General features: G+C 32.7%; 14 protein-coding genes. 10 read left to right on the forward strand and 4 right to left on the reverse strand.

Annotation, left to right across the window (positions count from 1 at the left end; all coding sequences use genetic code 11):
* Positions 1-196 precede the first annotated feature (196 nt).
* The 8 genes from ACP3TL_RS00225 (at position 197) to ACP3TL_RS00260 (ending at position 10,415) form a co-directional block, all read left to right on the forward strand.
* Positions 197-3,880, forward strand: coding sequence for a nitrate reductase subunit alpha (locus ACP3TL_RS00225; RefSeq protein ID WP_069832937.1), 3,684 nt, complete (start codon positions 197-199; stop codon positions 3,878-3,880).
* Positions 3,870-5,438 (forward strand): nitrate reductase subunit beta, encoded by a 1,569-nt coding sequence (gene narH, locus ACP3TL_RS00230; RefSeq protein ID WP_069817498.1) that lies wholly within the window; start codon positions 3,870-3,872, stop codon positions 5,436-5,438. The genes ACP3TL_RS00225 and narH overlap by 11 nt, the downstream gene beginning before the upstream one ends.
* Positions 5,431-6,006 carry a nitrate reductase molybdenum cofactor assembly chaperone gene (gene narJ / locus ACP3TL_RS00235; protein WP_069817500.1) on the forward strand — a complete coding sequence of 192 codons (576 nt, stop codon included), beginning with the start codon at positions 5,431-5,433 and terminating at the stop codon, positions 6,004-6,006. Before narH ends, narJ begins: the two co-directional genes overlap by 8 nt.
* Positions 5,999-6,676, forward strand: a complete 678-nt coding sequence (gene narI / locus ACP3TL_RS00240; protein WP_069817503.1) for a respiratory nitrate reductase subunit gamma — start codon at positions 5,999-6,001, stop codon at positions 6,674-6,676. The genes narJ and narI overlap by 8 nt, the downstream gene beginning before the upstream one ends.
* A 14-nt stretch (positions 6,677-6,690) precedes the next feature.
* Positions 6,691-7,143: a nitrate respiration regulation accessory nitrate sensor NreA gene (gene nreA, locus ACP3TL_RS00245; RefSeq protein ID WP_069817505.1), complete on the forward strand. Its 453-nt coding sequence runs from the start codon at positions 6,691-6,693 to the stop codon at positions 7,141-7,143.
* A gap of 9 nt (positions 7,144-7,152) precedes the next feature.
* The gene (locus ACP3TL_RS00250; protein ID WP_069832938.1) at positions 7,153-8,187 is read left to right on the forward strand and encodes a sensor histidine kinase; all 1,035 of its coding nucleotides are present in this window, start codon (positions 7,153-7,155) and stop codon (positions 8,185-8,187) included.
* A 21-nt stretch (positions 8,188-8,208) separates the two neighbouring features.
* On the forward strand, positions 8,209-8,862 hold the full coding sequence (gene nreC / locus ACP3TL_RS00255) for a nitrate respiration regulation response regulator NreC (RefSeq protein ID WP_069817654.1): 654 nt from the start codon (positions 8,209-8,211) through the stop codon (positions 8,860-8,862).
* A 386-nt stretch (positions 8,863-9,248) separates the two neighbouring features.
* Positions 9,249-10,415: a nitrate/nitrite transporter gene (locus ACP3TL_RS00260; protein ID WP_069832939.1), complete on the forward strand. Its 1,167-nt coding sequence runs from the start codon at positions 9,249-9,251 to the stop codon at positions 10,413-10,415.
* Positions 10,416-10,501: 86 nt separating this feature from the next.
* On the opposite strand, the gene ACP3TL_RS00265 is transcribed toward ACP3TL_RS00260, so the two are convergent.
* Positions 10,502-10,936 (reverse strand): Hsp20/alpha crystallin family protein, encoded by a 435-nt coding sequence (locus ACP3TL_RS00265; RefSeq protein ID WP_069817514.1) that lies wholly within the window; start codon positions 10,934-10,936, stop codon positions 10,502-10,504.
* A 379-nt stretch (positions 10,937-11,315) separates the two neighbouring features.
* Positions 11,316-11,756 (reverse strand): MarR family winged helix-turn-helix transcriptional regulator, encoded by a 441-nt coding sequence (locus ACP3TL_RS00270; RefSeq protein ID WP_065338657.1) that lies wholly within the window; start codon positions 11,754-11,756, stop codon positions 11,316-11,318.
* Between the two features lie 457 nt (positions 11,757-12,213).
* Between ACP3TL_RS00270 and ACP3TL_RS00275 the strand changes: the two genes are divergently transcribed.
* Positions 12,214-12,570 carry a DUF3139 domain-containing protein gene (locus ACP3TL_RS00275; RefSeq protein WP_069817516.1) on the forward strand — a complete coding sequence of 119 codons (357 nt, stop codon included), beginning with the start codon at positions 12,214-12,216 and terminating at the stop codon, positions 12,568-12,570.
* 223 nt (positions 12,571-12,793) lie between these two features.
* Here the strand turns inward: ACP3TL_RS00275 and ACP3TL_RS00280 are convergent, their stop codons facing one another.
* Positions 12,794-13,141, reverse strand: coding sequence for a DUF4889 domain-containing protein (locus tag ACP3TL_RS00280; protein ID WP_285326421.1), 348 nt, complete (start codon positions 13,139-13,141; stop codon positions 12,794-12,796).
* Positions 13,142-13,297: 156 nt separating this feature from the next.
* Entirely contained in the window at positions 13,298-15,400 is a 2,103-nt protein-coding gene (gene rsp, locus ACP3TL_RS00285) for an AraC family transcriptional regulator Rsp (protein WP_069832941.1), read from the reverse strand.
* A 225-nt stretch (positions 15,401-15,625) separates the two neighbouring features.
* On the opposite strand from rsp, the gene ACP3TL_RS00290 reads away from it, so the two are divergent.
* A complete protein-coding gene (locus ACP3TL_RS00290; RefSeq protein ID WP_069832942.1) occupies positions 15,626-16,201 on the forward strand; it encodes a peptidoglycan recognition protein family protein in 576 nt (191 codons plus the stop codon).
* The last annotated feature ends 71 nt before the right edge of the window (positions 16,202-16,272 follow it).

The raw sequence follows: 16,272 nt of genomic DNA on the forward strand, positions 1-16,272 counted from the left end.
TATTTATGTCTTATTAAATTGCTTTTGCACACGAGTAGATGCTTAAAAACTAAGGGTATTTCCATCTCTTATTAGGTGATTCCCTAATATTTGAAATTTGTGAAAAAATGTACAATTTAGTTAAGCAGTGAATGAAGTGAACCATAGAATCCTACTTTAAAAATTTTACTGGCAATGATCTGAGAGGGTGTTTTCAATGAAAAAATTTGGATTAAGCTTTTTTAAGCCGACTGAAAAATTTAATGGTAACTGGTCAGTCTTAGAAAGCAAGAGTCGGGAATGGGAAAAAATGTATAGAGAAAGATGGAGTCATGACAAAGTAGTTAGAACGACTCATGGCGTGAATTGCACAGGTTCTTGCTCGTGGAAAGTATTTGTGAAAAATGGTGTGATTACATGGGAAAATCAACAAACAGACTATCCAAGTTGTGGACCTGATATGCCTGAATTTGAACCTAGAGGCTGCCCACGTGGTGCTTCATTTTCTTGGTATGAATATAGTCCTTTAAGAATTCGTTATCCATATATCCGTAAAAAGTTGTGGGAACTTTGGGTAGAAGCCCTAGAAACTCATGATAATAATACGATAGAAGCTTGGGCGTCCATCGTAGAAGATGAGGAAAAAGCAAAAATATATAAACAAGCACGAGGCAAAGGTGGATTAGTGAGAACGAATTGGAAAGACGTAGGTAAACTCATATCTGCACAAATTATTTATACCATTAAAAAATTTGGTCCAGATAGAATAGCTGGTTTTACACCGATACCTGCCATGTCTATGTTGAGTTATGCTTCTGGTGCACGATTTGTGAGTTTACTTGGTGGAGAAATGTTGAGTTTTTATGATTGGTATGCAGATTTGCCACCTGCTTCACCTCAAATTTGGGGTGAACAAACAGACGTACCTGAATCCAGTGATTGGTATAACGCTTCTTACATTATGATGTGGGGTTCTAATGTACCGATGACCCGTACCCCAGACGCACATTTTATGACTGAAGTTCGATATAAAGGAACGAAAGTGGTATCAATTGCACCTGATTATGCAGAGAATGTGAAATTTGCAGACAATTGGTTAGCGCCACACCCTGGTTCTGATGCAGCACTTGCGCAAGCGATGACGCATGTCATACTACAAGAACATTACGTTAATCAACCTAATGCGCATTTTATAAATTATTCAAAACAATATACAGATATGCCATTTATTATCATGCTAGATAAAGATGAAAATGGTTTTAAAGCAGGTCGTTTCTTAAGAGCAAATGACTTAGGCGAAACAACAGAGCATAGTGAATGGAAGCCTGTTATTTTTGATAAAATCACTCAGGACTTAACGGTTCCAAATGGCACAATGGGACAACGTTGGGAAAAAGAAAAACAATGGAATTTAAAACTAGAAAATGAAGACGGTAGTAAAATTGATCCAGCACTGAGTCTTGTAGAAGATCATTTTGAATTAGAAAAAATACAATTTCCATATTTCAATAATGAGGGTAATGGCATTTTTGAACGACCAATTGCGGTTAAAAAAATCACCCTAGCAAATGGAGAAGAACGCTATATAACTACAGTTTATGATTTAATGACAAGTCAATATGGTGTGAAAAGATTTAATCATGAATTAGAAGCCAAGGACTACAAAGATGCAAATTCATATTATACACCTGCATGGCAAGAAACGGTGACTGGTGTGAAACAAGATGTAGTTACACAAGTGGCACGTGAATTTGCGCAAAATGCAATTGATACAAAGGGTAAATCGATGATTATTATGGGCGCAGGTATTAACCATTGGTTTAACTCAGATACGATTTACCGTTCTATCTTAAATTTAGTATTACTATGTGGTTGTCAAGGTGTGAATGGCGGCGGATGGGCGCATTATGTTGGCCAAGAAAAATGTAGACCAATTGAAGGATGGAATACACTTGCATTCGCCAAAGATTGGCAAGGACCACCGAGATTACAAAATGGTACAAGTTGGTTCTACTTTGCAACAGATCAGTGGAAATATGAAGAATCTAATGTGGATAGTATAAAATCCCCATTAGCGGAGAATATTAAGCATCAACATCCAGCAGATTATAATGTGCTAGCGGCTAGATTAGGTTGGTTGCCTTCGTACCCACAATTTAATAAAAATAGCTTGTCATTTGGTGAAGCAGCAAGAGATGCGAATGAATTTAATGATGAAGCGATTTTAAAACGCGCAGTAGATTCAGTGAAATCAAAGGAAACACAATTTGCAATTGAAGATCCTGATTTGAAAAAGAATCATCCAAAAACGTTATTCCTTTGGCGTTCTAATTTAATATCTAGTTCTGCGAAAGGGCAAGAATATTTTATGAAACATTTACTCGGTGCGAAGTCGGGATTATTGGCAGAACCGAATGAAGAAGTAAAACCAGAAGAAATTCAATGGAGAGAGGATACTGAAGGTAAGTTAGATTTACTTGTATCACTAGACTTTAGAATGACTTCGACACCGCTCTACTCAGACATTGTCTTGCCTGCTGCGACATGGTATGAGAAGCATGATTTATCATCTACGGACATGCATCCTTTTGTACATCCATTTAATCCAGCGATAGACCCTTTATGGGAATCACGTTCAGATTGGGATATTTTCAAATTGTTAAGTAAAGAAGTATCAGAAACTGCGGAAAAACATCTGACAGGCGTATACAAAGATGTCGTAACTACACCTTTAGCTCATGATACGCAACAAGAAATATCAAATGTGAACGGTATTGTAAAAGACTGGACTAAAGGTGAAGTAGAAGCCATTCCTGGTAAGACAATGCCAAGCTTTACAGTTGTTGATCGAGATTATACAAAAATATTTGATAAATATGTCACACTCGGTCCTTTATTAGAAAAAGCTAAAGTGGGTGCGCATGGTGTGAGTTTTACAGTGTCAGAACAATATGAAGAGCTGAAACATATGGTCGGTACTTGGAATGATGAAAAAGAAGATTCAGTGAGAAATGGTAGACCTAGAATAGATACTGCAAGACGTGCAGCAGATGCTGTATTGAATCTGTCTTCAGCTACAAATGGCGAATTATCACAAAAATCTTATGAAGATCTAGAACAACAAACAGGCATGCCATTAAAAGATATTTCTAGTGAACGTGCATCAGAAAAAATAACGTTTTTAAATATGACGGCCCAACCAAGAGAAGTTATTCCAACTGCAGTGTTTCCTGGTTCAAATAAAAATGGACAGCGTTATTCACCTTTTACAACGAATATCGAACGTTTAGTTCCATTTAGAACATTAACAGGACGTCAAAGTTATTATATTGATCATGAAATATTCCAACAATTTGGAGAAAACTTACCTGTCTATAAACCAACTTTGCCACCAATGGTATTTGGGACAAGGGATAAGCATGTCACGATGGATGATCAAACGCTCGTATTACGTTACTTGACGCCACATGGTAAATGGAATATTCATTCTACTTATCAAGACAATCAACATATGTTGACACTATTTAGAGGTGGCCCAACGGTTTGGATTTCAAAAGAGGATGCAAAAGCACATGACATTGCAGATAATCAATGGCTAGAAGTCTACAACAGAAACGGAGTAGTAACGGCTCGAGCAGTTGTGTCACACCGTATGCCAAGAGGTACGATGTTTATGTATCACGCTCAAGATAAGCATATTGAGACGCCAGGATCTGAAATTACTGAAACAAGAGGTGGCTCTCATAATGCACCAACACGAATACATTTAAAACCAACACAACTTGTAGGTGGTTATGCGCAAATCAGTTATCACTTTAATTATTATGGTCCTATTGGAAACCAAAGAGATGTTTATGTAGCTGTTAGAAAACTGAAGGAGGTTGACTGGCTTGAAGATTAAAGCACAGATCGCAATGGTATTAAACTTAGATAAATGTATAGGTTGTCATACTTGTAGTGTAACTTGTAAGAGTACATGGACAAACCGCCCCGGAGCAGAATATATGTGGTTTAACAACGTAGAAACTAAGCCAGGTATTGGTTACCCAAAACGATGGGAAGACCAAGAACAGTATAAAGGTGGATGGTATTTAAATAAAAAAGGAAAACTAGAACTTAAATCTGGTAGTAAATGGTCAAAAATAGCATTAGGTAAAATATTTTATAATCCAGATATGCCAGTGATTAAAGACTATTATGAGCCGTGGACGTATAATTATGAACACCTTACGACAGCTAAAGCAGGTAATCATTCACCAGTCGCTAAAGCACATTCTCTAATATCAGGTGAGAAATTAGATTTGAATTGGGGGCCTAACTGGGAGGATGATTTAGCAGGTGGACACATTACTGGACCAGAAGATCCTAATATTCAACGTATTGAAGAAGATATCAAATTTAAATTCGATGAAACCTTTATGATGTACTTACCAAGATTATGCGAGCATTGTTTGAACCCGAGTTGTGTTGCCTCATGTCCTTCCGGTGCAATGTATAAACGGGACGAAGATGGGATTGTGCTAGTCGATCAAGAGGCTTGTCGTGGTTGGAGATATTGTATGACAGGTTGCCCATATAAAAAAGTTTATTTTAACTGGAAAACAAATAAAGCAGAGAAGTGTACATTTTGTTTCCCACGTATTGAAGCAGGCACGCCTACAGTATGTTCTGAAACTTGTACTGGACGTATGAGATATTTAGGTGTTTTATTATATGATGCCGATAGAGTTGAAGAAGCGGCTAGTACAGAAAATGAGCAAGATTTATATGAAAAACAACTCGATTTATTCTTAAATCCATATGATGAATCAGTGATTGAACAAGCGCAAAAAGATGGCGTTTCAATGGAATGGATTGAAGCAGCTCAAAATTCACCAGTTTACAAACTCGCTATTGAATATAAACTTGCGTTTCCATTGCATCCTGAATATCGCACTATGCCAATGGTTTGGTATTGTCCACCATTGAGTCCAATCATGAGTTATTTTGAAGGGCAAACGGCAACAGATGCAAATAGAAATCCTGATATGATATTCCCGGCAATTGAAGAAATGAGATTACCAATTCAATATTTAGCGAATTTATTTACTGCTGGAGATACAGAATCAATTAAAATAGCGTTGCAACGTATGGCAATTATGAGAAGTTATATGCGTGCAGAAGTGACAAACAAACCATTTGATACAGATAAATTATCAAGACTTGGATTAACTGAACGCCAAACAAAAGATATGTATCGCTTGTTAGCTATAGCGAAATATGAGGACCGCTTTGTAATTCCAACATCTCATAAAGAAGACTATATAGATACGTATCGTGCTCAAGGTAGCCAAGGTTATGGCGGAGAATACTTCGGTTCTAATTGTGAAGGATGTGGCGTACCTGTGGGTACAGCATCTGAAAAATCAGGACAAGAGATATACAATGAAAATTTCTATGGAGGGATTTTCCGTGATTAATTTAACGCAGTATTATTATTATCAAGAAACTTTTGGCTACTTAGCTCAACAGTTGGAATTTCCTGAAAAATTGACATTTCATCCGAAAACATTTGAAGAAGTGATTGATTTGAGCCATCCAGCGTATGATGATTTATTAATGTATCGTGAAAAAATACATGAACGCAGTCTGTTGGAAATTAAACAATTGTATTCAGACACATTTGATTTTAATAAAAAGGCACCACTTTATATGACTTACAATAAATTTGATACACAAAAGGAACGTGGGCAATTACTCGCTAAATTAAAAGTACTATACGAGATGTTTGGATTGGAAATGGCAGCCAACGAATTACCGGATTTTTTACCCTTAATGCTAGAATTTTTATATATTGCACAATGGCAAAATGATCCACGCGCACAAGGAAATATTGAATTTATCATCATGATTATTGAAGATGGTACCTATGCGATGGCACAGCAATTAAAAGAAAAAGATAGCCCATATTATTACTTGATAAAAGGCTTAAGAGCTACTTTAAAAGCGTGCATCGAGCCTGTATCAGAGGTGAAGACAAATGTTTAATCAATTTTTATGGGTGATTGTACCTTATCTTTGCGTAGCTATTTTTTTAATTGGGCACATTGCACGATTTAAATTTGATCAATTTTCATGGACTGCTAAATCTAGTGAATTTATTGAAAAGAAACAATTGAAATGGGGCAGTCTCATGTTCCATTTAGGCATAATTCCCGTAGCTATGGGGCATTTTGTAGGCTTAGTTATACCTGCATCTTGGTTATCAGCAGTCGGTGTTAATGATCATTTGTATCATATAGGAGCAGTGTATATTGGGAGTATATTTGGTATAATAACTATGATAGGTATGTTGTTGCTAACCGCACGCCGTGTAACTAAAAAGAACATTAGAAAATTGAGTTCTGCCTCAGATATTATTGTGAATTTTTTACTTTTATTCATTGTTTTTATGGGCTGTTATGCTACTTTAGTGACAAATGCAACGATACCAACATTTGATTATAGAGAGACAATATCAATATGGTTTAGACAACTATTTATGTTTTCTCCTGATGCTACTTTAATGACGCAAGTACCACTCGCGTTTAAGATGCATATACTTCTAGGATTTGTGATTATGGCTTTTTGGCCGTTTACTAGATTAGTCCATGTATGGAGCGTGCCACTAACCTATGCGAGTCGTAGTTACATTATTTATCGAAAGCATAAAGTGTGAACGGAGGTGAAAGATTGAGCCTATTATCTTTTAATGAACAAGTGAATTATCAAGCCGTTTTAGACACGCTACGTATTGAAGAAGGTTTTGATTTTGCAGGATTGGCATTTTACAAAGATGAAAACCAATTTTCACCTATAAAATGGAATTATGTATCTGGAAGTACCAATGCTCGCTATAAACTCATTGTGCTTAGAATAGGTAAAGGGATTGCAGGAAATGTGATGAAAACAGGTAAGCGAATGGTGATAGAAGATATCAATCAATTTCTCTTACCGAGCGAAAAACATAAATATCCAATCGTATTATGTGAACGGCTAACAGCAGTGATAGCAATACCATTATGGTATGAAAATCACGTTTATGGTGTGCTATTATTAGGTCAAAGAAATAATAGACCACTACCTCAAACATGTCACTCTATTTCAATCGCAAATAAATTGGGTGTTTTTAATGAAGAAGACTAGGTGATTTTTATGAAAATGAATCAAATGGAAAATATAGACCAATTGTTAGTTCAATATTTTAATAATACGAGTGAAAAAATAGTATTTGTTGATAAACATGGTCAAGTGATAGCGATGAATAAAGCTGCTCATGATATTATTTCACCGGATAATGACTACCAAGAAATGACTAATACGATATGTAGTCGCTGTGATGGGTATACAAATGAGTATGATTTACAATCATGTACAAATTGCTTTTTAGAAGCTGAGTCAGTAGGAAATACAAGTTTTCAAGTATTTATGAAAACGACGCGTGGTACAGTTGAGCCTTTTACAGCGACATATCAAACTATTGATGAAACAAAAGATATTAAAGCATTTACATTACAAAATGTTTCACCTCAAATAGAGCGTCATGATAAGATGTATCAGCGAAAAATGATGCAAAAAACGATATCTGCACAAGAAAATGAAAGAAAAAGAATCTCACGTGAATTACATGACAGTCTCGTACAAGAAATGTTAAATATCGATGTGGAATTACGATTGCTAAAATACCATAGAGAAATGCAAACTTTGGTAGATAATTCTAAGCGTATAGAAGGATTAATGTCCAAATTGATAGATGATATTCGTAATTTATCTGTTGAATTGCGACCGTCATCTTTGGATGATTTAGGTTTAGACGCAGCATTTAAAACCTATTTCAAACAAGTTGAAGCCAATTATGGCATACGCATAGAATATCATTCCAACCTAGCTTCACATCGCTTTGATAGTGAGATTGAAACAGTCGTATATCGTGTTGTTCAAGAGGCGCTGTTTAACGCAATAAAATATGCCGGTGTAGATACTGTCGATATTGATTTGCATGTAAACGATCATAAATTAATTGCAGAAATTATAGATAGAGGTAAAGGCTTTATAAAAACAGATCAACCACAAGGTACCGGACTAGGACTTTATGGTATGAATGAACGCGCAGAACTCGTCAATGCAGAAGTAAGTGTTGATACACAAATTGATAGAGGTACAATCGTTACATTAGAAGTTCCAATATAAGGGAATAAGGAGAAATTAATGTTGAGAATAGTGATAGCAGATGATCATGCTGTTGTGCGCACAGGATTTTCTATGATTTTAAACTATCAAGAAGATATGGAAGTCGTTGGGACAGCAGCTGATGGTGTAGAAGCGTACCAGAAAGTAATGGAATACAAGCCAGATGTTTTAATTATGGACTTAAGCATGCCACCGGGTGAATCAGGGCTTATTGCAACAAGTAAAATTTCTGAGAGTTTTCCAGAAACTAAGATATTAATATTAACGATGTTTGACGATGAAGAATATTTATTTCATGTATTAAGAAATGGTGCAAAAGGTTACATTTTAAAAAATGCGCCAGATGAACAGCTTTTATTGGCTATAAGAACCGTTTATCAAGGTGAAACATACGTAGATATGAAACTCACAACATCGCTAGTGAACGAATTTGTTAACAATTCGTCTCAAGATACTCAAGCGAGTAATGATCCCTTTAAAATTTTATCTAAAAGAGAAATCGAGATTTTGCCTTTAATTGCAAAAGGCTATGGCAATAAAGATATCGCTCAAAAGTTATTTGTATCTGTTAAAACGGTGGAAGCACATAAAACACATATCATGCAAAAACTAGACTTAAAAACGAAACCTGAATTAGTTGAATATGCAATGAAGAAAAAACTAGTCGACTTTTAAATCACATAGATTCATCAATATAGTGTTAGCGCGAAAAATGATTATCCTATTCAGTCATTTTTTCGCGCTAACTTTTTTTTATAAAAGATTTGTTTACTGTGCTGTGAAACTGAAATATAAAGTAATAATAATGGCTAATGAATATAGGGGAAACCACTCATTAACTTAAGGGATAATCCTTATGTTAATTTTTTCACAATAATCATAAAATAAAAGTGTAGCCAGTATTTTGTAAACAAAAAGCATTTTTTAATTCGCTTATATTACACCAGTTTTAACTTTCATAAATATTAAATAATGCCCACATTTTTTGAATTATAGAGTAATTGCGAAATACTGGCTATTTAATCATTGAAATTAAATAGATGAAAATGAAGGTGAAATGAATGAACAAAGCAAGTGGTGGTTTCCAACTTAGCTTACAAACGCTAAGTCTTGTAGTTGGATTTATGGCTTGGAGTATTATATCTCCATTAATGCCTTTTATCTCCCAAGATGTTAATATCACGGGGAATCAACTTTCAATTATTTTAGCAATACCTGTTATATTGGGTTCTATTTTAAGAGTGCCATTTGGATATTTAACTAATATTATTGGTGCTAAATGGGTGTTTTTCTGTAGCTTTATTATTTTATTATTTCCTATTTACTTTTTAAGCCAAGCTCAAACGCCGGGCATGTTAATGGCTTCTGGTTTCTTCTTAGGTGTAGGGGGCGCAATTTTCTCAGTCGGTGTCACTTCAATACCTAAATATTTCCCTAAAGAAAGAGTAGGACTTGCTAATGGCATATATGGTATGGGGAACATTGGTACTGCAATTTCTTCATTTTTAGCTCCACCTATTGCAGGTATGATTGGATGGCAAACGACAGTTAGAAGCTATTTGATTGTTATTGTATTATTTGCAATTTTAATGTTTCTACTAGGTGATGCGAATGAGAAAAAAATAAAGGTGCCACTAGTTAAGCAGTCTAAAAAATTAATGAAAGATCTTAAGCTTTATTATTTATCATTATGGTATTTTATTACATTTGGTGCTTTTGTAGCGTTTGGATTATTTTTACCGAATTTTTTAGTTCAAAACTTTAACATTAGTGAAGTAGATGCTGGTATTAGATCTGGTATCTTTATCGCGTTAGCCACTTTTTTAAGACCAATGGGTGGGATTTTGGGCGACAAATTTAACGCAGTTATTTTATTAATGATAGATTTTGTATTTATGATTATAGGCGCAATTATTTTAGGATTTTCAAGTCATATATTATTGTTTACAATCGGTTGCTTACTTATTAGTATCTGTGCAGGTACTGGTAATGGTCTTGTATTCAAACTCGTTCCATTCTATTTTGCAAAAGAATCAGGAGCGGCGAATGGTATTGTTTCAATGATGGGCGGGCTTGGTGGTTTCTTCCCTCCAATTGTCATATCATATGTTACGATGATGACCGGTACGAGCCATTTAGCATTTATATTTTTAGCATTCTTTGGTGTTATTGGCATCATTACCATGCTACATATCGTAAAAAAAGAAAATTTGAGACTGATTTCTTAAAATAGGTAGAAATTAAAATTAAGATAACAAATAGCGCTACATTACCAACTTATGGAAATGTAGCGCTATTTGTTATCTATGAATGTTTAGTCTATTTCGATGTTTGATTTCGGTTGTTCTTTTTGCTCTTTTTTAGGCAATGTTACAGTGAGTAAACCATTTTCATAAGAAGCTTTGATACTACTATCATCAACATTTTCAAATGGGAATTGACGGCTCAAATCACTGTGGTTACGTTCTTGGTGTAATGCACGTTTAGTGTCGTTTTCATCTTGAACTTCGACAGTTTGTTTACCTTCAATCGTTAGTAAATTATTTTCAAATTCTAAACTAATATTTTCTTTTTTAATACCTGGAAGTTCAGCTTCAACGATATAGGCGTTGTCTAATTCTTTAATATCTGATTTAATACTCTCAGTGCCAGGAAATTGTTCGAAAATTTGTTTCCCAAAATCTCTGAATAAATCACCTGGATTTACATCGATAAACGGATTGTTAAAATTTTTATTTTCAAAAGTCATGCTACATCTCTCCTCAGCGTAGTTTAATTGTTATATTTAATCGAATGGAATTGAAGTTTAAGTTATAAAAATTATAAAATTAAGGTGAACACCTAGTTTACCTTACAAATACATTATAATAAAATGGTCAAAGAAAATCAAAGTCAAACTATTAATCATTGTATTCATATTATTTTAGCATGAAAGTTGAAACATTTTAAAATGAAACGTTAGGATTTAGAGCCTGTTTTATAAGTAAGTATTTAGATAGTGTCGTTTTAGAAGTAAAGTAAAATAAGTGGGTATTGTAGTAAGTAGGATTAAAAAGAGGAGAGCCGAAGATAAAAATGTTATGTATGTATTACATTGTCCCATTTAACCTCAACAAACCCCATATGAATTAAATATCTTTTGCGAAATGTTTATTAACAAATTTTTGCAATGTATCTTTTAAATCTATAGCTTCATCTATGTCCATGTCGAATTCACTAAAAACTTTTTTTGAAACTTTTGAAAGTGGTTCTTGCACGTTTGTCCCTTTATCAGTAAGTGCAATTTGTAAATTACGTTCGTCATCAATCTCACGAGTTCTTGTTACGTAACCTTTTTTCTCAAGTTTTTTTAACAAAGGTGTAAGTGTTCCAGAATCTAAAAAGACACGCTCACCAAGCGTCTTAATATTAATTTTTTCGTCCACCTTAATTGCGAGTAAAACGATATAACCTGTATATGTTAAATCATACTCTTTTAAATGAGAAGTATACTTCTTAATTATTTCTTTAGAAGAAACATAAAATAGAAAGCATAGTTGCTGTTCCAGGTAGCTGTCCTTTTCCTCCATTTAATCACCCCTTTTGAAATTTAACCATATTATGAACACCATTCATTGTCAAGGAACGGTTGCGCACCTCTATATATAGCTTTTTATACTATTTTTTAACTATTATCTTATTAAATAAGTAAAAATTTAATGCTATAACATGCCGCACGTCTTAATTACCTTGAATTCATATAAAGATTATAGGCTTTAAATCAATACGACTAACTTTGAAATGAGATTGATGTATTAAATGATATTAAGAAATGTTAACTTGATGTTTGTATTAATCTGAAATATAAGGAGATTTTGTTACAAAACAGTTATAACGCTTTATAATTGTATTATAATCAGTCATACTATTAATATTATGAATTTAAATGAGCGAGTATTAATGATTTGAGTAAGATATAACTTACATATTAGGTTAATGACTTACTTTACTATAGAAAGATATCGCGTTAACTAGAGGAGATTATAAATGAAGACATTTTTTAAAGTTATGGGTGTATTAATTGTAGCGCTTATAATTTCAATTGTATTTTTCTTTGCCATGAGAACATACCAAGGGCATAAACATTTAGAATTAGTTGATCATTATATGAAAGATCAAAATTTGACAGAGAAAATTAAATCTGAAGAAACGCTGTACAGTGCTAAAAAAGGTTTGTTTTATAAAGAAGTCAAATTTAAAGATGATCCAAAACATACTTATGTAGTTCAACCCATCAGTATGACTACAGGAATTGTAGTTCAAGGTTTTGATCCAGAGACAAATAAAGATATCAAAGGCGCTAAGCATAATGCATTTAAAAAAGATTATAAAATTAAAGACTAACTAAGAAAATAAAAACGTGGATAAACCAAGTGCTATAAAAGCATTTGGTTTTTCTTTTTAAGTGTTTTTTTTGACATAATATTTGTTCGTTAATTTTATTATTACTTGGTCTTTACGTAGATTATATCGATTTAAAAAAAGCAGTTAAATTTCCACTTAAGAAAATTTAACTGCTTTTATTTTTATGACGTAAAGTACTTTAGCATTTGCATAATCGCTTGGATTACATGCCTTTCATGTCACCCATGTCATGAATTTTCATCATTAAGCCATGTGGCATATCGTCATGATCGATAACTTCCATTTCGCTATAAGTATCGTCACCTTCAGCTTTTACTAATTTAACAAAATCTCCGCTCTTAGGTGAAAATCCAGATTCAGAAGGTAACTTCACATCTTCTTCTATCTTTTTATCTTTTTCGCTGATTACTTTTTCAGCTGTTGTACTGTTTTCCATATAACCATAATAAGTCTCTTTTGGACCACTAGACATCATCATAACGATTAAAACAATAGCAACAATTAACATCACTGAACTAATAAAAATTGCAAACATTTTTTTGTTTTTCAAAGTTGAAATCTCCTTTATATCCGTTTCTTCTTTTATATCTGAAATGCTAAAATAATGCAATTATAAAGTGGATAATTATATTCGTTTTATAATAAATAGTACGATTTTAGACTTATTTATAAGATAAGCTAATTTAAGTATAACATTGATTGCTATTTAGGATGGTGAGATACGTATATACTTTAGCTCGTCATAATGAAGTTCAAACTCTAGAGGATTCGCTGTTCGTATAAATTGTTTTATCTCAGCTTTTGGCGTATTTGCTTGTTCTATATAATGCAAGAGTGTGCGTTCGATATAGGTTTCATTTAATAAAGGTGGTAAGGCGTAATCAATAAAACCATGTTCTCTGTTAAGTGTTTGTATAAATAGCATTGCCTTAGTAGGTAATACATGAGGTCTTAGGACAAATTTATGTACTTCTTGTGGTGAAAAGCGATGTTTCAATGAATTAAATAATAATATGTGTATATTTTGAAAATCTTTAAAAACGATATAATTTTCATGAATTGATAAAGGTTTGCCAATAAAAGGTTTTACAATTTGATATAGATACATTAAGGGCTCATATATTCCGTGACGATTCATTAATGCAATATCCATGCTATCTTTAGTCATTAATTCGTAACCTACGCCACACCCGCGATTGAGCATAATTAATATATGACACATTAAGTCAGCAGTTTCTAAAGGTGTATTTTCTTTATATAATTTAAAACACTTTTTGGTGAGTTTGGTATATACAAATTTAGAAGTGTGAATGTGTGATGCGTCAATGAGTTGGTTATAGTAATCAAAATAGCTCATTGAATGATTAAACATATTACTTTTTTTATTAAGCAATGATTGGACATCTTTTTGTTCAATATCAATAAAGTAAAAATCAAAGTTAAATCTGCGTAATATATCAAATGCACTTTTTAAGGCATGCGTTTGTTTGATTACGCCTTCAACTGTTATAGCTAATTTTACATGTATATTTAAATCTTGTACTTTAATATATAAACGGTTAATTTCTTTTAATGACAAATGTTCAGCATCGAAAAGCATTATAAAATTATAGTTAGATTGTTGTTGAGGATAATCATTTTTATATTTTAAAAATTGTAAGATGATATCTTGAATAAATTTAAATTGATGACTAGATTTAATCTTAATTGCGATACCTACATTATTTGAAAACAATGAATCAATGAAATCAATCAAACCAGTGAAATTCAACTTTTCTAAAGCAAGCTTACTAATATTGTTAATCATTAAATAGGATTTGGATAAATCAGTAAAATTGAGATTGGTGTTTAAAGTTGATTGAACTATGTCCATTAAGTCATCGATGTGAATAAAAAGCGTCGGTGTTTTTGCAATATCTTTGTAGGTTAATTGATCCAATTCGATATTCATTTGATTAGATGGCAATGGCTTTTCTACTGAAATAGATTCGAAATAGGGGATATAATTACTAACGTCTTCGTTAATTAGCTTAACGGGGATACGTTGTAATACCATGAACTTTTTCCTGTATTCATTAGGTGTCATATTCAAGTGGTTTTTAAATTGATGTGTATAATTTGGATAATGATTAAATCCCATATTTTCTGAGATGACATGGATTGTCTCCTTACTATGTACTAATTCTGCTAAGGAGGTGGCTACCTTTAAGCTAGCAATATAATGTTTGAAACTTATGCCTAAGTATTTCTTGAATAAAATAGAGATATAGGGTGCTGATATATAAAAAGAATTAGAAATATCTTTTGAAAAAATAGGCTGAGTGATATGAGCTTTAATAAATACAGTGATTTTATTTAATAAATTACTTTCAGATTGAATAGAAGGTACATAAATAAAATCTTGTTTAATTTTAGCTTCTTTATTTAAAATGGTAATAAGTTCAATGATATTTGAAGATTTCGTATCGTTTAAGCGACTTAATTGCTCAATCATAGTTAATGTTAAATATTTGATATATTCACTAGAATTTATCAATTTGAAATTATAATAACAATGAAAGAATGATTGATCTATTTCCGCAAATTGCTGTACAGGTATTGTTAATTCAACAAGTTGTTCAGCGTTCGTTATTTGATATAAATCGCTATGATTGATAACGATAAGATTGCTGCCAACAGACTCATGTTTCCCATTGATTACGACGTCAAGTTGGTTATTTAAAGAAAATAACAAGATTACTCGGTCGATACAACGTCGTGTGTATGTACTTAAATATTCATGAATACATAGTGTTGTACTTTCCATCATAAAAGCAACTCCTAATAGAAAAATGATTTGTTGAACAAATTCCATTATATAATAAAATGTTGTGAACAGTAATACTTTAAATATAAATGTTTTTGAATATAATGTTGTTATAACGATGTAAAAATTAAATATAGAACAACTTAAAATGAAGCACGTATAAATTTTCACTATACAATAACGCATTTTTAATTCATATACGTATTATTTAGAGGAGGTTATTCATTTATGAATCATATTTATTCCAACTTTTATACCACATACAATAAAATAACTGATTTAAAATCTTATATATTAGGCATTGTACTTCATGATGATGCTGAGAATTATACTGCCAAAGATTATATAGATTGGCTAAATAATAGAATCGAAAAAAATGAACTTGAAAAAGGATGGGCAAGTGTTTATGTGGATACGGATACTTGCTATTGGTTTCACCCAACTGAATATGTTGAATGGCATTGTGGTAGCGCCTATGCCAATACACATTTTATAGGTATAGAACGATGCCAATCTAAAAGAAATGGTGTGCTTACAGATCAAGAATTTATGAAAAATGAAGAAGTTAGTTTTTGGGTTGCTGCGCTATTATTAAAAAAATACAATTTACCAGTTAACAGAAATACCGTTAGAATACACAAAGAATTTTTTGAAACTGAATGTCCAGACAGGGCATGGAAGATTCATCTTGAAGATGCACAGACAAATCCAGAATCTATAATAAAACTAAAAGATTATTTTATAAGTAAAATTAAAGGATATTATAATAAAGTTGTTGATTCTGAACTCGAAAATATAGGCTGATCATCATTTAGTAAGTGGCACATATCTCGTGGAATAAGTAGTGTAAAAGTTCATTCAGCTATTGCGTAATT

It is taken from the genome of Staphylococcus caseorum (assembly GCF_049943195.1).
Classification (GTDB): domain Bacteria; phylum Bacillota; class Bacilli; order Staphylococcales; family Staphylococcaceae; genus Staphylococcus; species Staphylococcus equorum_A.